Origin of the sequence: Enterobacter wuhouensis (genome assembly GCF_035835995.1) — a bacterium.
Classification (GTDB): Bacteria; Pseudomonadota; Gammaproteobacteria; order Enterobacterales; family Enterobacteriaceae; genus Enterobacter; species Enterobacter wuhouensis.
Map to the genome: position 1 here is coordinate 2529379 of NZ_CP142124.1, position 19191 is coordinate 2548569.

At 58.0% G+C, this 19191-nt stretch carries 17 protein-coding genes and 1 pseudogene; 3 read left to right on the forward strand and 15 right to left on the reverse strand.

Annotated elements, in window-relative coordinates:
* Positions 1–124 precede the first annotated feature (124 nt).
* The 11 genes and pseudogenes from pptA to VPX56_RS12230 form a co-directional block, all read right to left on the reverse strand.
* Positions 125–355 carry a tautomerase PptA gene (gene pptA, locus VPX56_RS12180; RefSeq protein WP_039028695.1) on the reverse strand — a complete coding sequence of 77 codons (231 nt, stop codon included), beginning with the start codon at positions 353–355 and terminating at the stop codon, positions 125–127.
* A gap of 37 nt (positions 356–392) precedes the next feature.
* Entirely contained in the window at positions 393–1010 is a 618-nt protein-coding gene (locus VPX56_RS12185; RefSeq protein ID WP_131632536.1) for a glutathione S-transferase family protein, read from the reverse strand.
* 41 nt (positions 1011–1051) lie between these two features.
* Complete coding sequence (locus tag VPX56_RS12190) at positions 1052–1939, reverse strand: ABC transporter substrate-binding protein (RefSeq protein WP_326466556.1); 888 nt, start codon at positions 1937–1939, stop codon at positions 1052–1054.
* A gap of 9 nt (positions 1940–1948) precedes the next feature.
* Complete coding sequence (locus VPX56_RS12195; RefSeq protein WP_131632534.1) at positions 1949–2722, reverse strand: amino acid ABC transporter ATP-binding protein; 774 nt, start codon at positions 2720–2722, stop codon at positions 1949–1951.
* The gene (locus tag VPX56_RS12200; RefSeq protein ID WP_131632533.1) at positions 2706–3632 is read right to left on the reverse strand and encodes an amino acid ABC transporter permease; all 927 of its coding nucleotides are present in this window, start codon (positions 3630–3632) and stop codon (positions 2706–2708) included. Before VPX56_RS12200 ends, VPX56_RS12195 begins: the two co-directional genes overlap by 17 nt.
* A 9-nt stretch (positions 3633–3641) precedes the next feature.
* The gene (locus VPX56_RS12205; protein ID WP_131632532.1) at positions 3642–4151 is read right to left on the reverse strand and encodes a GNAT family N-acetyltransferase; all 510 of its coding nucleotides are present in this window, start codon (positions 4149–4151) and stop codon (positions 3642–3644) included.
* Positions 4152–4160: 9 nt separating this feature from the next.
* Positions 4161–6424, reverse strand: a pseudogene (locus VPX56_RS12210) (NtaA/DmoA family FMN-dependent monooxygenase).
* Positions 6425–6440: 16 nt separating this feature from the next.
* Positions 6441–7562: an amidohydrolase gene (locus VPX56_RS12215; protein WP_326466561.1), complete on the reverse strand. Its 1122-nt coding sequence runs from the start codon at positions 7560–7562 to the stop codon at positions 6441–6443.
* Complete coding sequence (locus VPX56_RS12220; RefSeq protein WP_263609602.1) at positions 7559–8560, reverse strand: LLM class flavin-dependent oxidoreductase; 1002 nt, start codon at positions 8558–8560, stop codon at positions 7559–7561. Before VPX56_RS12220 ends, VPX56_RS12215 begins: the two co-directional genes overlap by 4 nt.
* 110 nt (positions 8561–8670) lie before the next feature.
* Positions 8671–9210: a P-loop NTPase family protein gene (locus VPX56_RS12225; protein ID WP_326466564.1), complete on the reverse strand. Its 540-nt coding sequence runs from the start codon at positions 9208–9210 to the stop codon at positions 8671–8673.
* Between the two features lie 74 nt (positions 9211–9284).
* Positions 9285–9683 carry a (R)-mandelonitrile lyase gene (locus VPX56_RS12230; RefSeq protein ID WP_131632526.1) on the reverse strand — a complete coding sequence of 133 codons (399 nt, stop codon included), beginning with the start codon at positions 9681–9683 and terminating at the stop codon, positions 9285–9287.
* A 112-nt stretch (positions 9684–9795) separates the two neighbouring features.
* Here VPX56_RS12230 and VPX56_RS12235 point away from each other — a divergent pair, with 112 nt between their 5' ends.
* Positions 9796–10686: a LysR family transcriptional regulator gene (locus VPX56_RS12235; protein WP_263609599.1), complete on the forward strand. Its 891-nt coding sequence runs from the start codon at positions 9796–9798 to the stop codon at positions 10684–10686.
* Between the two features lies 1 nt (position 10687).
* Here VPX56_RS12235 and VPX56_RS12240 read toward each other — a convergent pair whose 3' ends face one another.
* Entirely contained in the window at positions 10688–11671 is a 984-nt protein-coding gene (locus VPX56_RS12240) for an aldo/keto reductase (protein WP_326466569.1), read from the reverse strand.
* Positions 11672–12097: 426 nt separating this feature from the next.
* On the opposite strand from VPX56_RS12240, the gene ansP reads away from it, so the two are divergent.
* Positions 12098–13594 carry an L-asparagine permease gene (gene ansP / locus VPX56_RS12245; protein ID WP_263609598.1) on the forward strand — a complete coding sequence of 499 codons (1497 nt, stop codon included), beginning with the start codon at positions 12098–12100 and terminating at the stop codon, positions 13592–13594.
* 92 nt (positions 13595–13686) lie between these two features.
* Here ansP and yncE read toward each other — a convergent pair whose 3' ends face one another.
* Positions 13687–14748, reverse strand: a complete 1062-nt coding sequence (gene yncE, locus VPX56_RS12250; protein WP_131632522.1) for a 7-bladed beta-propeller protein YncE — start codon at positions 14746–14748, stop codon at positions 13687–13689.
* A gap of 242 nt (positions 14749–14990) precedes the next feature.
* Here yncE and pqqU point away from each other — a divergent pair, with 242 nt between their 5' ends.
* A complete protein-coding gene (gene pqqU, locus VPX56_RS12255) occupies positions 14991–17105 on the forward strand; it encodes a TonB-dependent receptor PqqU (RefSeq protein ID WP_326466572.1) in 2115 nt (704 codons plus the stop codon).
* A 127-nt stretch (positions 17106–17232) separates the two neighbouring features.
* On the opposite strand, the gene VPX56_RS12260 is transcribed toward pqqU, so the two are convergent.
* A complete protein-coding gene (locus VPX56_RS12260) occupies positions 17233–17901 on the reverse strand; it encodes a GntR family transcriptional regulator (protein WP_263609595.1) in 669 nt (222 codons plus the stop codon).
* 249 nt (positions 17902–18150) lie between these two features.
* Positions 18151–19191 (reverse strand): NADP-dependent oxidoreductase, encoded by a 1041-nt coding sequence (locus VPX56_RS12265; protein WP_326466575.1) that lies wholly within the window; start codon positions 19189–19191, stop codon positions 18151–18153.

Below are 19191 nucleotides of genomic sequence, written 5' to 3' on the forward strand. Positions count from 1 at the left end.
CATCCCGTCGCTGTGGATGTAAAGATTCTAGCATTGCGCTCACTTTTCCAGATAGTGAGATAATTCACAGAGATACCAAAACGCCGCCTGCTCCGACAGACGGCTTTGCCCTACCCGGCAAATATTACATCGAATAACCCGGCTTCTTGATCAGCTCATCCAGCTTAGGGCCGATCTCGGTGTCCCATACCTGCGCTTTCCAGTCGGCTTCCTGAACTTCATTCAGCGCAACGGAGATAGAGCGGTCCTTGCTGTTCAGATGGCGCGTAATCACCTCGGCGATATCCGCCGCCAGGGCGGTTTTTTGTTCGTCATTCAGATCGCGGGGAAAACATTTGATATCAACGTGTGGCATGTGCAGGCTTCCTGTTGTGAGTGAGCGTTCCACGTTATCAGATAATCTCGTTTGCCTTTAACACCTTGTGCAGTTCCGGCAGCGCGCAGACCGAATCTGCGATCGACGTGATATTGGGCGTGTTTGCAGCGAACCACTCGTGTCGTGGTCCCCAGGTACGTGCGACCGCAATATACACATCCAGCAGGGTTAGCCGTTCACCAAACGCAAAGGGTGAGGCTTTCAGCTGGCTGTCAAACCACAGGTAGAGTGATTTACGGTACTCGATGCAGTTTTTCTTTAGCTGTTCTGGCGCATCCGGCACCCAGCGTTCCGGATAGTCGGCATAGGTAAAGGTGGGATAGACGTTTGCGACAAACCAGATGAGCAAACGCTGAAACTGCTGACGTTCGGCCTGGCCGACGGGTGGAGCGAGGTCGGGACATCTGTCCAACACCATCAGGGCAATCGCCGCCGTTTCGGTGACGATCGCGCCATTTTCCAGTGCCAGCGTCGGCACCTGACACAGCGGATTGAGCTTTTGCAGCAGCTCGCGCTGCGGGCCGGGCTGGTCGAACCCGTCCACGTCGATAAATTGATAAGGAATGTCTGCCAGGGTCAGCATCACCTCACTGATTGCCGATCCCCAGCCGGGTACGCCATAGAGTTTAATCATGAAGCCCCCTCCAGGATGAAAACCCTAAGTGTAGAGCAGCATTAATAGGTTATCCCAGGCGGGTTAACCTCCGACTGCGCCACCGCTTCGCCCTGCTCGCCCCAGCGCGCCAGCACCTTCTGATACTCCCCGCGCGTAATCGCACCGTTCAGCGCGGCCTGCAGGGCATAAACCAGGTCGTTGCCTTTTTTGGTGGTCGTTGCGACATAGGCTTTTTTCGGGCCTAGCCCCACCACGCGCGTTTTGCCGGTCAGCGCCGCCTTATAGGCCGACACCGACTGCGGCCCAAAGAACACGTCCGCCCTGCCGGACTGAATATAGAGGTTGCCCGAGGCGTCGTCGGTCAGATAGACCGGCAGCGCGGGTTCACGCCCCGCCTTTTTGTTCTCCTCGTTCCAGCCCAGCAGAATACGTTCCTGATTGGTGCCGGAGCCAACAATCACCTTTTTACCCGCCAGATCCTCCGCGCTTTTGATCGACTGAACGTCGCTAGTGGATTTCACCGAGAAGGCCAGGGAATCGACGCGGTAGGTGGCAAAATCAAACTTCTCTTTGCGCTGTTCGGTCACCGCAATGTTCACCAGCGCCACGTCATAGCGGCCGGAGGCAATCCCCAGCGGCCAGTCCTCCCATGCCGTCGGCACCAGCTTCAGCTTCAGCCCCAGGCTGCCCGCCAGCAGGCGCGCGATATCCGGATCGCTGCCGATGCGCGTGCGGTTATCGCTGGCCAGCAGCGCCAGCGGCGGAGAGTTGAGGGCCGAAACAGCGACCGTCAGCGTTCCAGGCTCAACAAATTTATAGTTCGCCGGGATCTTCGCCACCGCCTGAGGATCGCGCGTGACCGGCAGCGGCTGTTCGTTGGCCTTCACATCAATGCCGGCGTGGCTTGCGGTGGTGAAGATTAGCCCTGCCAGAAGTCCATATTTCATCTGCGCTCCTTACAGCACTTTAGAGAGGAACTGTCGCGTTCGCGGGTGCGACGGGCGGTTCAACACCTCGTCGCTGCTCCCCTGCTCAACGATTTTTCCGTCGACCATAAACACCACCTGATCCGCCACCTCGCGGGCAAAGCCGATCTCATGGGTGACCACCACCAGCGTGGTGCCGGAACGGGCGAGCTTTTTGATCACGTCCAGCACTTCGCCGACCAGCTCAGGGTCGAGCGCCGAGGTGGGTTCATCAAACAGCATCACGCGGGGGCGCAGCGCCAGCGCGCGGGCAATGGCGATCCGCTGCTGCTGGCCGCCGGAAAGATGCCGTGACCAGGCATCGGCTTTATCCCGCAGCCCGACCACGTCCAGCAGGCCGTAGGCGTTTTCAACCGCCTCTTTTTTACTGAACTTCTTGTGCGCAATGGGTGCCTCAATCAGGTTTTCCAGCACCGTCAGGTGCGGGAAGAGATTGAAGTTCTGGAACACGTAGCCCACGTTGACGCGCTGCCTGAGGATCTCCTTCTCTTTTAACTCGTAGAGCCTGTCGCCCTGGCGTCGATAGCCAATGTAGTCCCCGTCGATCTGAATAAACCCTTCGTCGACGCGCTCCAGGTGGTTAATGGTGCGCAGCAGGGTTGATTTGCCGGAACCGGACGGGCCGAGGATCACCGTCACGGAGCCGGGCGGTATTTCCAGCGAGACGTTATCGAGCGCCTTGTGGCGGCCAAAAAACTTGCTGACGCCGGTAATGGAAATATGTCCTTCAGGAGAGGCTTGCATGGACGGGCTCCTGCGTTTGCGTGGTGGTCACGGAGCGGGCGCGGCTGGTGGCCCGGCTCTGGTTAACGGCAGATCGGCGTTCGCTGCGGGCGAGTCCGCGCTCTACAACGTGCTGAATCGCGGACAACACGGTAGTAATCACCAGATACCAGACGGCGCCGACCATCAGCAGCGGGATCACCTCCTGGGTGCGGTTGTAGATCATCTGGATGGTGTAGAACAGCTCCGGCATCGCCAGGACGTACACCATCGCCGTCCCCTTCGCGAGGCTGATGATCTCATTGAAGCCGGATGGCAAAATCGTGCGCAGCGCCTGAGGCAGAATGATGCGCAGCGTGCGGCGCCAGGCCGGCAGGCCCAGCGCGGCGGCCGCTTCATACTGGCCGTGATCCACCCCGAGGAAGCCCCCGCGGATGATCTCGGCGGTATAGGCGCTCTGCACCAGCGTCAGCCCCACCACGGCGGTAGAGAACTGCCCCAGCACGTTGATGGTGTCGAAGCTGCCCCAGGTGATGCCGGTAAACGGCACGCCCAGGGAGAGCGTGTCGTACAGGTACGAGAAGTTGTAGAGGATGATCAGCACCACGATCAGCGGCAGCGAGCGAAACAGCCAGATGTAGCCCCACGCCAGGCTGCTCAGCAGCCAGGACGAGGAGAGCCTCGCCAGCGCCAGCAACCCGCCAATCACCACGCTCAGCGCGGTACCGATCAGCGTCAGCAGCAGGGTTTGCCCTACGCCCTCCAGGATCACCGGGTCAAAGAACCAGCGGGCAAACACCGCCCACTCCCATCGCGGGTTAAACGCGACGGACTGGATCACGACCGCCAGCACAAACAGGGCAGCCACGGCCCCGGCGGCGCGAAGCGGGTAGCGTGCCGGGACCACCTTAATGGTTTCAACGTTGCTCATCGTCGTTCCTCATGCGGTTTTACTGTACGCTTCGCGCACCAGCGTTTTTGTGAAGCGCAGCCGACCGTCAAAGGGCGGCTGGCTGTACTCTTCCGGATCGCGGTTGAGATCGAACTGCGCCTGATACCCCTGGCTGAGATAGAGCCGCACCGCTTCCGGCTGTCGGAACCCCGTGGTGAGGTAGATCTGGCTGTAGCCCGCCAGCACCGCCCTGCGCTCCAGCTCCTGCACCACACGGCCCGCGAGCCCCTGCTGGCGCAGCGTTTTGTCCGTCCAGATGCGTTTGATTTCCGCGGTGCGATCGTCGAAGGGTTTGTACGCGCCGGTGGCGATAATTTTTCCGTCGCGCTCCAGGACGATAAACAGCCCCTGCGGCGCCAGATACCATTCGGTGAGCTCTACTTCCGCATCTTTGGAAAAGTAGTCCCCGTAGCGCGCGGCGTACTCACCGAACAGCCCGTCGATAATGGGCTGAAGTTCGGCATCTTCCGGCGAAACGTCACGAAATTGTTCGCGCATAGCGCCTCCTTAGTCGCCCAGGCCTGCCGGGTTTACTTCTGAATTCGGGATGCGCTCGACGCCTTCCCCCCAGCGGTTGAGCACTTTGTCGTAGTCACCGTTTTTAATCACGCCGTTCAGCGCGGTTTGCACCGGCTCAACCAGCCCGCTGCCTTTTTTCAGCGTCACCGCAATGTGCGCCGCCTTCGGCCAGCCGCCGTCGACGCTGCCGACCAGTTTGGTTTTCCCGTTCAGCGCCGCTTTCCATGCCCCAATCACGTTCGGGCCGAAGTAGGCGTCCGCGCGTCCGGACTGGAGCGCCAGCGTTTGGGCCGCGTCGTCTTTGGTGTAGACCGGCGTAAAGGGTTTCAGCCCCTTCTTCAGGTTTTCCGCATTCCACGCCAGCAGGATGGCTTCCTGATTGGTCCCGGAGCCCACGATAATGCGCAGCCCGGCGATGTCTTCCGCTTTCTCAAGCTTCTTGATCGGGCTGGTCGACTTCACGTAGAAGCCAAGGGAATCCTTGCGATAGGTCGCGAAGTCGAACTTCTCTTTACGCTCTTTGGTGACGGTGATGTTGCTGATGGCCGCATCGTACTTCCCGGACGCCACGCCCAGCGGCCAGTCTTCCCACGATGTTGGCACCACGTTCAATTCAAGCCCGAGGCTGTCCGCCACCAGGCGGGCAACGTCAACTTCACTTCCCAGCAGCGTTTTGTTGTCATCGGAAAACACCGTCAGCGGCGGCTGGTTCAGCCCCGCCACCGCCACGGTAAATTTCCCCGGCACGGCAAAACGATAGTCTTTCGGCAGCTGCGCCACCGCGTCACTGTTTTTGGCGGTGTTGACCGGCGTTTTATTGGCCTCGATGCTCACGCCGGTACCGTTAATATTCACATTCTCTGCCCAGACGGCAGGGGTAAAGGCCAGCGCGAGCGCCAGAATAAGCGATGTTTTCTGCATAGCGGTGTTCTCTTTTATTGTTGTGTGTACTGGTTTCTGGGTTCGTCCAGGCCCAGGCTCTCGCGCAGAGTAGTCCCAGGATACTCGGTGCGGAACAGGCCGCGGGCCTGGAGAACGGGCACCACCTGCTCAACAAAGCGCGGGAAGGTGTCCGGCGTGCCGCCCTGTATGATGAAGCCGTCCGCCGCGAAGCCTTCAAACCAGGCCTGCAGCCCGTCAGCCACCTCCTCCGGCGTGCCGGAAAAGCGCGGGCGCGGCGATGCGGCTTCCAGCGCCACCTGACGCAGGGTTAAGCCTCGCTCGGCGGCATTGCGCTTGATTTCATCGGTGGTGCTGCGGAAGCTGTTTTTACCTAAGTCGCCGATATCCGGGAACGGCTCGTCGAGCGGGTACTGGCTGAAGTCATGATGCTCGAAGTAACGCCCGAGGTAGTTCAGGGCATCCTTAATCGACACCAGCGCCGCGGTGGTTTGGTACTGGTTTTCCACATCGTCGGCATCGTTACCGACGATGACGCTGACGCCCTGGAAAATATGTAAGTCTGACGCGCGGCGGCCGTTTGCTTCCAGCTGCTGTTTTACATCCTGATAAAACGCTCTGGCTTCATCGAAGGTTTCGTGATGGGTAAAGATGGCATCCGCGTGTTTCGCCGCCAGCTTTTTCCCGTCATCCGACGCGCCCGCCTGAAAGACAATCGGACGACCCTGCGGCGTGCGGCCAATATTCAGCGGTCCGGCGACCTGAAAGAAATCACCGTGATGATCCAGGGTATGCAGTTTCGCCGGGTCAAAGAATTGCCCGCTCTCCTTATTGCGCACAAAGGCATCGCCTTCCCAGGAGTCCCAAAGCCCCTTCACCACGTCAAGATACTCGTCGGCAATCCGGTAGCGCAGCGCGTGCTCCGGGTGCTTTTCACGAGAAAAGTTCTTCGCCGACCCCTCCAGCGGAGAGGTCACCACGTTCCAGCCCGCGCGTCCGTTGCTCAGGTGATCGAGGCTGGCGAACTGGCGCGCCGTGGTGAACGGCTCGCTGTAGGAGGTCGATAGCGTGCCGACCAGCCCCAGGCGCGAGGTAATACTCGCAAGCGCGGATAGCACCGTTAAGGGTTCGAAACGGTTTAAAAAATGGGGGATCGATTTCGCGTTGATATAGAGACCGTCGGCAACGAATAAAAAATCGAGCTTGCCCTCTTCCGCTTTTAGCGCCGTCTCTTTGACGAAAGTAAAATTAATACTGGCATCCGCGGTCGCCGCTGGATGACGCCAGGCGGACATATTTCCGGATGCACCATGCAAAATGGTCCCCAGCCGCAGCTGTCGGGTTGCAGACATATTCACCTCTTATGAATTAAACGTGTTGCAGGGCTTTTTCCGCAAGCTGTGCAAAATAGCGGGCAGCGGGCTCAATCAGTGCTTCATCTGGATTAAATGCCGGATGATGTAAACCATACGGGCTGGCGCTGCCGATGCTGACAAACGCCCCGGGGATCTGCTGCAGATAAACGGCGAAATCTTCCCCGCCCATGTGCAGCTCGGCGTGCCGGGTTTCGTACCCGGCTTCTCTGGCGACGGAGCTGGCGAAGTCGGCCCAGCGTTCGTCGTTGACCAGCGCGGTCGGTCCGGCGTACCAGGTGATGTCGATCTGCGCGCTAAAGGCGCTGGCAAATCCGGCGGCGATTTCACCGACGCGGGCCTTCACGTTCTGCTGCACCTCCGTGCGATGGGTGCGCAGCGTGCCTTCCAGCTCGACGCTTTCCGGCAGCACGTTCCAGGTGTTGCCGCCTGCAATGCGCGTCACGCTCAGCACCACCGAATCCAGCGTGTTGACGTTGCGGCTGGCAACGCTCTGCAGCGCCGTGACCAGCTGGCTGGCCAGCACGATCGCGTCGTTGCCTTCGTGTGGACGCGCGGCGTGGGCGCCCTTGCCGGTAATGCGGATCACGAATCGGTCAACGTTGGCGTAGAACGGGCCACCGCGCGTGGCGAACTCGCCCACGGGCAGCCCCGGCTCGTTATGCATGCCGAATATGGCGCTAACGTCGCGTAGCGCGCCGGCCCGCACCATGCTTTTCGCACCGCCAAAGTTCTCTTCGGCTGGCTGAAACAGAATGCGTACCCGTCCGTTCAGCGAGGCCTCACGCTCTTTTAGCTTGAGCGCCGCGCCGAGGATCACGCTGGTGTGGATATCGTGCCCGCAGGCGTGCATTACGCCCTGCCGCTGTGAGCTAAACGGCACGCCGCTGCGCTCCTCAATCGGCAGGGCATCGATATCCGCGCGCAGCGCAATCAGCCTGCTGCCGGTCCCAATTTCCGCCACCAGTCCGGTCGACAGGTCGTAATGTTGTGGCGTGATGCCGGCATTCGTCAGCCACTGACGCAGGCGCGCGGTGGTTTCGACTTCCTGACCCGACAGCTCGGGGTTCTGATGCAGCTCGCGCCGCCAGGCAATCAGCTGTTCGCCAAAGCTCATGCGGTGACCTCCCTGTTAAGACGCGCCTCGGCGAGCAGGCGCAGCGACGCGACGCGCGTTGCCCCCTCCGCAACCGGCGTGTCGATGATAAATTCGTCTATACCCCACTGCTGATGGAGCGCGTTGAGCTGCTCAAGCACCGACGCCGCGGTGCCCGCCAGCAGGGACTGCGCGCGGCGCGCGATGCGAATCGGTTCGCTGCCCGCCTGACGCGCAAAAGCATAGGCCTGCTCTTCGCTGGCGACGGTGACGCGCTGGCCGTTTGCCAGCTCCACGCCCCACACCTCGACCTTTTGCGCCAGGGCATCAGCCTCGGCCTGCGTCGGCGCGATAATCGCCTGCACCGCCACGATCACATCGCGAACGCTGTTCTGACGCCAGGTGGTGACCACCTCGCGCAGAAGCTCAGGATCGCCGTTCAGGTGTGCCGCAAAAACGAAGTTCCAGTCCAGCGACGCCGCGAGCAGCGCGCTTTCCGTGCTGGCACCCAGCAGGAATCCCTGCGCCGGTACCGGCGGCAGCGGCGTGGCGCGCACGGCCTCTTCAGCGGTTTGATTTTCAGGTCGGATCCAGCCGTCCAGCTGCGTGAGCTGCTCGGCAAAGCTGCCCTTTTCCTGCGGGTTCAGGCCGTGCTGCAGCGCACGGGTTGAGAGCGGCAGGCCGCCAGGGGCTTTTCCGACGCCCAGATCCACGCGGCCCGGCGCCAGTGCGGCCAGCACGTTGAAGTTTTCAGCAACTTTATAAGGGCTGTAATGCTGCAGCATGACGCCGCCCGATCCTACGCGGATGCGCTTCGTCTGCCCGAGTATCCAGGCAATCAGCAGTTCCGGTGAGGGGCTGGCAAGCTGCGGGGTGTTGTGGTGTTCGGCAATCCAGAAGCGATGATAGCCCAGTGTTTCCGCCTGCTGCGCCAGGCTCAGGGTGCGCGCCAGCGCATCGGCGGCCGTTTCATTTTCTGCGACAGGGCTTTTATCAAGAATGCTGATTCGCCAGGACATGTTGCGTTCTCGTTTGACTTAACATGTCGTCATTATTAAAGGCGAATTTCACCACTGAGAAACAATTAATTTACATTTGGTTTCCCGGAAATCAGAAATGCATAACCCTGCTAACGGTGTGATTTTAGCGATGAAATCAGCGCGTCGGCCTGCTGCCGGGAGGTAATGCGGACAAAATGAATGTGGGCATACTGCGGGTTTTGCATATCGGCTTCATAACGCTCGCGATTACTGCGCCAGGTTTTGATCGTCCAGATAATGATTGATTCCCGGCTGAAAAAGGATCGACGAAAGCTTTCGCGATTTCCCGTGCCGGGCCACAGCTCCTGATGGCGCCATGCACGTTTGAACGCACGCGTGACCGCCTGCCAGAGCGTACGGGCAAACCCGCAGTCCACCCATATCACGCGATCCACATCGCGCCACTTCACGAGGCGCGTGCGGTTGTAGTTGCCGTCGAGCACCCAGCCGGGCGTGGCGTCCAGCGTATTCGCCAGCGTTACAAGCAGTTCCTCATCGGGCGTTCCCTGCCAGTCGGGCCGCCAGTACAGCCGGTCCATTTCAATGTAGGGAAGCGCCAGCTCCGCCGCGATGCGTCGGGCAAGCGTGCTTTTTCCGCTCCCGCTGGTACCGATAATATTGATTTTCACCGTTCCGCCTGGACATGCTGAAGAAAACGGATCGCATCATAGCGTTTTCGTTTTGTTATCGAAACGCTAAACGGCTATTCGTTTTGATACTGCGCGTCGGTGACTTTCTCCAGCCACTCAACCGGACTGCCGTTTACCGCTTCGGCGATGGCAATATGGGTCATCGCCGTTTGCGCACACGCGCCGTGCCAGTGCTTGACGCCCGGCGGGATCCACGCGATGTCGCCCTGGTTCAGCGGCTCCGCCTCTTTGCCCCACTCCTGCAGCCAGCCGCGCCCCTGGGTGACGATCAGCGTTTGACCAAGCGGATGGGTGTGCCAGGCGGTACGCGCGCCCGGCTCGAAGGTCACCGTGGCCCCGCCTACTTTTGCCGGCTCCGTCGCCTGGAACGGCGCATCAATGCGCACGGTGCCGGTGAACCAGGCTTCTGGCCCCTGGACGGAAGGTAAAGAACCGCTACGAATAATTTTCATACTTTTCTCCTCGTTGGCTGTTGCGCTAACAGTAGCGCAAAGGTGCCGTGAGCATTAGACTGCATAATCAGAAAGGAACCATGAGCACAATTCATAAATGAGGTAAACCGCGATGCTAAAAGACAATTTCAACGATTTACTCTCTTTTATGGTTGTCGCCCGCGAGCGCAGCTTCACCCGCGCGGCAGCGCAGCTGGGCGTTTCGCAATCGGCGTTAAGCCACGCGATGCGAAACCTTGAAGCGCGTCTGGACGTTCGCCTGCTGACCCGCACCACCCGCAGCGTTGCCCCTACCGAGGCCGGGGAACGGCTCTTCATGCGCTTAAGCCCGCATCTGGTGGAGATTGAGCAGGAGCTGGCCGCGCTGCGCGACACCCGCGACAAACCCGCCGGGAATATCCGCATCACCGCCGGGGAACATGCGATGAGCGCCGTCCTGTGGCCGGTACTGAAACCCTTTATGATGAAGTATCCCGACATTCACGTTGAGGTAACGGTAGATAATGGCCTGACGGATATCGTGGATGGTCGATTCGACGCGGGGGTTCGCCTGGGGGAACAGGTGGCGAAGGATATGATAGCCGTGCGGATCGCACCGGATATGCGCATGGCCGTTGTGGGTTCGGCTAACTATCTTGAGCATCACGGCGTGCCGGAAACACCCGAGCAGCTGGCCGCGCACCGCTGCATCAATATGCGCCTGCCCACGCGCGGGGGGCTGTACGCCTGGGAGTTTGAACGCGACGGGCGCGAGATCCGCGTGCGGGTTGAGGGGCAGCTCACGCTTAACAGTTTGCCGCAGCGCATTGACGCCGCCGAGAACGGGCTGGGGCTGGCCTATGTGCCGGAAGACACCGTCGTGGAGGCTATCGCGCAGGGACGTTTAATCCGGGTGCTGGAGGCGTGGTGCCCGGCGTTTGACGGCTATCACCTGTACTACCCAAGCCGCCGCCAGCACACCACGGCCTTTGCCCTACTGGTTGAGGCGCTGCGTAATGGGTAGTCTATTTTCCGACACGCGCCTGAAGATGCTGCGGATAGCGGTCGCCAACGACATCAATTTGCGTCAACGCGCGGTTGATGTTGCCGATCGCTTCGGGTGACAACGTCACGTTTGCTGCGCCCAGATTCTCCTCCAGCCGATGCAGTTTAGTGGTTCCCGGGATAGGCACAATCCACGGCGCTTTGGACAATAGCCAGGCCAGCGCAATTTGTGCGGGCGTGACGCCCTGCCCGGCGGCCAGTTCTTTCACCACGTCAACCAGATGCTGATTCGCCATCCGTGATTCTTCGCTAAAGCGCGGCACAATGTTGCGAAAATCACTGCTGTCGAAGGTCGTACTGGCATCAATGGCGCCGGTCAAAAAGCCCTTGCCCAGCGGGCTGAAAGGTACAAACCCGATATTCAGCTCAGCCAGCAAAGGCAGGATCTCCTGTTCAGGCTGTCGCCACCATAACGAATATTCACTCTGCAAGGCTGCCACGGGGCAGACGGCATGCGCGCGACGGATAGTTTCAGGCCCCGCTTCTGAGAGGCCAAAATGCTTCACTTTACCTTCGGTAATAAGATCGGCGATGGTACCCGCAACATCCTCCACGGGAACATCCGGGTCGACACGGTGCTGATAATAGAGGTCGATACAGTCGGTTTTCAGCCGTTTTAACGAACCTTCGACGGATGAACGAATATGTTCCGGACGACTGTTGAGCACCTGACCCGGCCTGTCGCAATCGAAGCCAAACTTGGTGGCAATCACCACCTTATCGCGAAACGGCGCGAGCGCCTCGCCCACAACGTCCTCATTCAGATACGGGCCATAGATTTCAGCGGTATCAAAAAGCGTCACACCCTGTTCGACGGCGGCACGGATAAGCGCGATAGCCTGCTGCCTTTCGGTTGCCGGGCCATAGCCAAAACTTAGCCCCATGCATCCGAATCCCAGCGCGGATACCGTTAAACCCTGCTGCCCTAGTTGTCGCTTCTGCATCATTCACCTCATGCCTCTGTTTATGATGCCTTTACTTTAGGCATAATTTTTTATGAGCACTACAGTGTAGTTCCGCTTGTCGTTATGAATTCAATTCATCAATTACAGCCTGCAATTGTTAAGCGAACCTGATGATTAAAGCAGCATCTCATTGACAGTTTTGTCTAAAATATCACCACGATTCAGCGCGTTGCGATCCCCGTCTGCTCTGACCACACGATTTCCTTCGACGAGCATCACTTTCGTCACGGTTATATTTTGCGTCACTTATGAATTGCGGGTAGGATGCCACGCCATGTTTCACCTTATCCATACACAGAATGACTGGAAAGGCGGCATGTGCCGGGGCAGAAGCAATCGTTTGGTTCGCTCGCTGCCAGGCAGGACTATCACGTTAATGGTTCAGACAGGCAAACAGGTAACTCAATGAAAACAAGCAATAAAAGCGCAGCCGATCATCATGCTGCGAAACGTCGCTGGTTGAACTCTCACGAAGAGGGCTACCACAAGGCGATGGGCAACCGTCAGGTTCAAATGATCGCCATCGGCGGCGCGATTGGTACAGGTCTGTTTTTAGGCGCTGGCGCACGTCTTCAGATGGCGGGCCCCGCGCTCGCACTGGTCTATCTGGTGTGTGGGATTTTCTCTTTCTTTATTCTGCGTGCGTTAGGCGAGCTGGTACTGCATCGCCCTTCCAGCGGCAGCTTTGTCTCCTATGCCCGTGAATTCCTCGGTGAAAAAGCCGCCTACGTGGCGGGCTGGATGTACTTCGTTAACTGGGCGATGACCGGTATCGTCGACATCACCGCCGTTGCGCTGTACATGCACTACTGGGGCGCGTTTGGCGATGTGCCGCAGTGGGTATTTGCCCTCGGCGCGCTGGCGATCGTTGGCACCATGAACATGATCGGCGTGAAGTGGTTCGCCGAAATGGAGTTCTGGTTTGCGCTGGTAAAAGTGCTGGCCATCGTGATTTTCCTCGTGGTGGGGACGGTGTTCCTCGGCAGCGGCAAGCCGCTGGACGGTAATGCCACGGGCTTCCACCTTATAACCGATAACGGCGGCTTCTTCCCGCACGGGCTGCTGCCTGCGCTGGTGCTGGTTCAGGGAGTGGTGTTTGCCTTTGCCTCTATCGAACTGGTGGGTACGGCTGCAGGCGAGTGTAAAGATCCGCAGACGATGGTGCCAAAAGCCATCAACAGCGTGATCTGGCGTATCGGCCTGTTCTATGTGGGTTCCGTGGTGCTGCTGGTTCTGCTTCTGCCGTGGAACGCCTATCAGGCGGGTCAAAGCCCGTTTGTGACCTTCTTCTCTAAGCTGGGCGTGCCTTACGTAGGCAGCATCATGAACATAGTGGTGCTGACGGCGGCCCTCTCCAGCCTGAACTCGGGCCTGTATTCGACTGGCCGTATTCTGCGCTCGATGTCGATGGGTGGATCTGCGCCGAAGTTCATGTCGAAGATGAGCAAGCAGCAGGTGCCTTACGCGGGTATCCTCGCGACGCTGGTGGTCTACGTGTTTGGCGTGTTCCTGAACTACCTTGTTCCGTCGCAGGTATTTGAGATCGTGCTGAACGTTGCCGCGCTGGGCATTATTGCCTCCTGGGCCTTTATCGTGGTTTGCCAGATGCGCCTGCGCAAGGCGATTAAAGAAGGTAAAGCGGCTGACGTTAAATTCAAGTTGCCGGGCGCGCCGGTGACCTCGTGGCTAACCCTGCTGTTCCTCTTTAGCGTGCTGGTGCTGATGGCATTCGATTATCCGAACGGCACGTACACCATTGCCACCATTCCGCTGCTGGCCGTGCTGCTCATTGCAGGCTGGTTTGGCGTGCGTAAACGCGTTAACGAAATTCACAGCACCGCGCCGGTTCATCATGACGATGAACGCGATGACGGCCCGCTGGTTGAAGAAACCTCGCGTTAATAATAAAGCCGGGTGGCGGCTTCGCCTTACCCGGCCTACATCTCATGGTTTTCCAGGCCCGGCAAGCGCAGCGCCGCCGGGCAATTCAAGCCTTACAGCGCGATACGAATGACGTCGTCAGGCTGAGTGGCTTCCTGCTGGCGAGTCGACTTCTGTTTCACCGTCACGTACAGGGTTTTACCGTCGGCAGACAGCGCCAGGCTGTTCGGATAAACCGGCGTATCGTAGGTTTTCGTCACTTTGTAGGTTTTCGCATCAATCACGCTCACCTTCCCTGCTTCACGATGCGTCACGTAGGCCTCATTGCGCGCCGGGTTAAACAGCACCGCCAGCGATTCAGGCGCAGCGATTTTCTCCATTACGCTGCCATCCTTCAGGCTCACCACCAGCACTTCAGGCTGTTTTGAATCCGTCACAAACGCACGCTGACCGGCGGTATCCAGGCTCAGGTTCAGGTAGAAGTGTTCTTTCCCGTCGTCCTGCAGTTTTTTGCGGCTCAGGATTTTGTTGGTTGCCGTATCAATCGTCACCAGTTCGCCGTCGGCATTGGTGGTGTACAGACGTTTTGCCTGGGCGTCCAGCGCCAGACCGGTGCCATATGTGCCCGTATTGGCGATCGTGTCTTTCAGCTTCAGCGTTGCGCCATCAATCACCCAGATCACGCTCTCTTTGCCGATACCGGTGATGTACACCGTGTTGGTGGCGTCATCCGCCACCAGCTGTCGCGGCTGCAGCGGCTTGACCGTTTCGCTACGCTTGCGCTCATCCAGCACCAGGCGTCCTTTGACCTCACCGGTTTTAGCATCGATAGCGGTTACCGCGCTGTTGGTGGTGTTCCCAAACCACAGGGTCTGGGTGGCTTGATCAATCGTGGCGCCAAACGGCTTAAGATCGTTATGAATAGCCTGCGTCACTTCCAGCGTAACCGGATCGAGGCGATAGACAATGCCGCCCTTATCCGTTTTGCGGCTTTGCGACGTCGCGACCCACAGCGCGTTCTCCTGCTGACTCACGGCCATTTCATACGCGCCTTTTCCTACCGCTTTGCGCAGCATCTCTTCGGCGGCATGAACCTGGAACGAACCGGCAATGAGTAAAGAGCCTAAGAGCAGAGAACCACGCAGGCGCGGCGAGTACAGATGACGTAAAGACATAACAATTCCTTTTTACAAGAGGGGGTGTACTGCTGACATCGCTTCCGGCAGGCAACGTCATGGCGTCGCCGCTGTTTTAATGAGAATAGTAATCATTAATCTGATGAATGTGGAGTTTTTCTTTCCCTGCGCGTTTTTACTTAACGCAATGTGCGGTTATAGTTTTCAAAACATTTACAAAAGTTTTAACATACACGCACATGTTCCATTTGGTTCGTTTTCATTCCACAACCGGTTTATTCATGAAAATCATTTATGCCCGTAAGGCAACTCTCCCGCTGCTGCTGGTTCCCGTTATCGTAGCGCCTCTGGCTGCACTGGGTGCCGAAGAACAGACCATGATCGTCAGCGCCTCGCCGCAGACCGTCTCCGAGCTGGATACGCCTGCGGCGGTCAGCGTCGTGAACGGCGACGATATGCGTCAGGCCGCCCCGCGCATTAACCTGTCGGAATCCCTCGGCAGCGTGCCGGGCCTGCAGATTCAGAATCGTCAGAACTATGCGCAGGATCTGCAGCTTTCCATGCGCGGTTTCGGTGCGCGTTCAACCTTTGGCGTGCGCGGCATTCGCATGTACGTGGACGGTATTCCGGCAACCATGCCGGACGGTCAAGGCCAGACCTCCAACATCGATCTCACCAGCGTGGATAGCGTTGAAGTGCTGCGCGGGCCCTTCTCTGCCCTTTACGGCAATGCCTCAGGCGGCGTGATTAATATCAACACTCAGACCGGGCAACAGCCGCCGACCATTGAAGCCAGCAGCTATTACGGCAGCTACGGCACCTGGCGCTACGGGATGAAAGCCACCGGCGCGATGGGCGACGGCACGCACGCGGGCGACGTGGATTACACGGTCTCTACTACCCGCTTCACCACAAAGGGCTACCGCGACCACAGCGGCGCGCGTAAAAACCTTGCTAACGCCAAGCTCGGCGTGCGCATCGATGACGTCAGCAAGCTGACGCTGATTTTTAACAGCGTGGATATGAAGGCCAACGATCCGGGCGGTCTGGACTATCAGGAGTGGCGGAATAACCCGCGCCAGTCTCCGCGCGGCGACCAGTACAACACCCGTAAGACCATCAAGCAGACTCAGGCGGGACTGCGCTATGACCGCCAGCTCAGCGAGCAGGACGATCTCAGCGTGATGATGTACGCCGGCGAGCGCGAAATGACGCAGTACCAGTCAATTCCATATCAGCCGCAGCTGAAGCCAACCCACTCCGGCGGCGTGATTGACATGCAGCGCCACTATCAGGGCATTGATACCCGCTGGACGCATCGCGGCGAGCTGCTGGTGCCGGTGACCTTCACCACCGGCCTGAACTACGAAAACCTGAGCGAAGATCGTCGCGGGTATGAAAACTTCGTGATGAACAACGGCGTGCCTGAATACGGCGTAAAAGGTGACAAACGTCGCAACGAACGTAATTTGATGTGGAACGTTGACCCGTATCTGCAAACCAGCTGGCAGCTGACGGAAAAACTCTCCGTCGACGCGGGGGTGCGCTACAGCTCCGTGTGGTTTGATTCCAACGACCATTACGTAACGCCGGGCAACGGCGACGACAGCGGCGAGGCGAGCTATCACAAATGGCTCCCGGCGGGTTCTGTGAAATATGCGGTGACCGACGCGTGGAATCTGTACGCAGCGGCCGGACGCGGGTTTGAAACGCCGACCATCAATGAACTCTCCTACCGTTCGGACAATCAGGGCGGGCTAAACATCGGTCTTAAGCCGTCCACCAACAATACCTATGAAGTCGGCAGCAAAACGCGCGTCGGCAATGGCCTGTTCACCGCGGCGCTGTTCCGCACCGACACCGACGATGAGATCGTAACAGACGCCAGTTCCGGCGGGCGTACCAGCTATAAAAACGCCGGCAAAACGCGCCGTCAGGGCGTTGAGCTTTCCCTCGATCAGCAGTTCGCTGAAAGCTGGAAGCTGAAGATGGCCTGGACCTACCTGGATGCAACCTATCGTACCAACGTGTGCAGCGATGGAGACTGTAACGGCAACCGTATGCCGGGCATTGCCCGCAACATGGGCTACGCATCGTTTGGCTGGCAGCCGGAAGAAGGCTGGTATGCTGGCACCGACGTGCGCTACATGAGCGATATCATGGCGGACGACGAAAACACGGCGAAAGCACCGTCTTACACGGTGGTGGGCCTGAATACCGGGTATAAATTCAGCTACGGAAACTGGGGAATGGACGTCTTTGGCCGCGTCGATAACCTGTTTGACAAGGAGTATGTTGGCTCGGTGATCGTGAACGAGTCCAACGGGCGTTATTACGAACCCGCCCCTGGCCGCAACTATGGCGTGGGGATGTCAGTGTCTTATCGCTTTGAGTAATTATTAACCGGCGGCTGTTCTTTTCCATCGTAAAAAAATGAAATAACGTTCCTGATGGCGTAATGCCATCAGGAAATATTCACAAAATAAATATCACTACACATTAGCCGCGCTGTTAAATAATTTCTTAGCTAAAATATTGCCGCTGTAAAAGAATATCCGCTTCATCAATCAGGCGGTCAATCGCCTTCTGGCTCGCTTCAGCATCTTTTCGCTCAAGGGCGGAAAGCAACTCAGCATAGTGATACGTTTTCACCGGGACATCCTTCAGCTCTTCATGCAGATAGTTGATGCAGGGGCCGATGCGAACCCACAGCTGCTCAATTAATGCGCTCAGGGTAGGCATTTCTGCATACTGATAGAGGGTAAAACGAAAAATACGATTGGCGTGAAGCGCCTGCTGAACATTCCCTTTTTGCATCGCTTCGTGGAATTTGTCCGACAGCTCGCGCAGCGCGTCCAGCCTGCTTTCGGACATCTGCGCGCACGCGGCTGCAACGGCCATCGGCTCAAGCTGCTTTCTGATGGCGTTAATTTCTTTATAGCGATCCAGCGTGACCTCGGGCACCAGAAAAGCCTGCGCCGGCGTGGCATGTAACGCCCCGGCGGAAACCAGCCGCAGCAGCGCTTCTCGCACCGGCGTAATGCTGGTGCCTAATTTATCGGCAATTTCTTTGGTGATGAGTCTCGCCCCCGGCTTCAGGGAGCCGGTAATTAATGCTCCTTTCAGGCTTAACTCAACTTGCATGGTGAGACTGATTCTTTGCGCTTTCTCTAAATGATCCAAATCAAGCATGTTCAATTCCTGTAACCAAACAAAACGTTATTATCAGCGTCGATGCAAAACATCGATGCCGGTTAGATATATCCTGTATCTTCATGCCTGGTATTGGGAATGCGCAAAAAAAAATAAGAAACGTCGACAATCTTTTCTGTCTGGATCGCTCATCTGTGATGATGCGTTTATGTGTAAGCCGATTTAATTAAAGACAATATATCGTACTTTCTCAAATAAATATGGCGGGAATACCCGCCATAGTTGATTTTATTTTTTATCGTCCGCGACGCGAATCACGACTTTACCGAAGTTTTTCCCTTCCAGAAGGCCAATCAGCGCCTGCGGCGCGTTTTCCAGACCGTCCGTCACCTGTTCGCGATAGTGGATTTTGCCCTCGGTTACCCAGCGTCCCATCTCTTCCTGGAACTCCTGGATGCGGTGACCGTAATCCTGACCGATGATAAATCCCTGCATACGAATACGTTTTTTCAGGATCGTGCCCATCAGCAGCGGCAGGCGATCGGGCCCGTCAGGCAGCGCCGTTGCGTTATAGCCGCTCACCAGCCCGCAGACCGGAACGCGTGCCGAGGTATTCAACAGGGGCAGTACGGCATCAAAGACCTTCCCGCCCACGTTTTCGTAGTAGACATCAATGCCATTCGGGCAGGCTTTCGCCAGCTGCTCGGCAAAATCATCTGCCTTATGGTCGATGCACTGGTCAAATCCCAGAACCTCGACGGCATGGCGGCACTTGTCTGCCCCACCGGCAACCCCAATGACCCGGCAACCTTTGATCTTACCGATTTGCCCGACCGTTGCGCCGACTGGCCCTGTTGCAGCAGCAACGACCAGCGTTTCGCCCGCTTTCGGCTGCCCGATATCCAACAGCCCCATATAGGCCGTAAAGCCCGGCATGCCCAATATGCCCAGCGCCCACGATGGATGAGTGGTGTTTTCACCAAGCTTCACCAGCCCGCTGCCGTCAGAGAGGTCGTACTCCTGCCAGCCGCTGTAGCTCAATACCCATTCACCGGGCCTGAAATCGGGATGGTTTGACTGCTCAACGCGACTGACCGTGCCCCCGACCATGACCGCGCCGATCTCCACCGGCGGGGAATAGGATGGCGCATCGCTCATTCGCCCGCGCATGTAGGGGTCCAGCGAAAGCCATATCGTACGCAGCAGAACCTGCCCCGACGCGGGAACGGGGATGGGCTGCTCTTCCAGGCGGAAGTTATCCGTAACCGGTGCACCCTGCGGACGTGAAGCCAGTACCCAGCGACGATTTTGCGAAACAGATTGATTCAT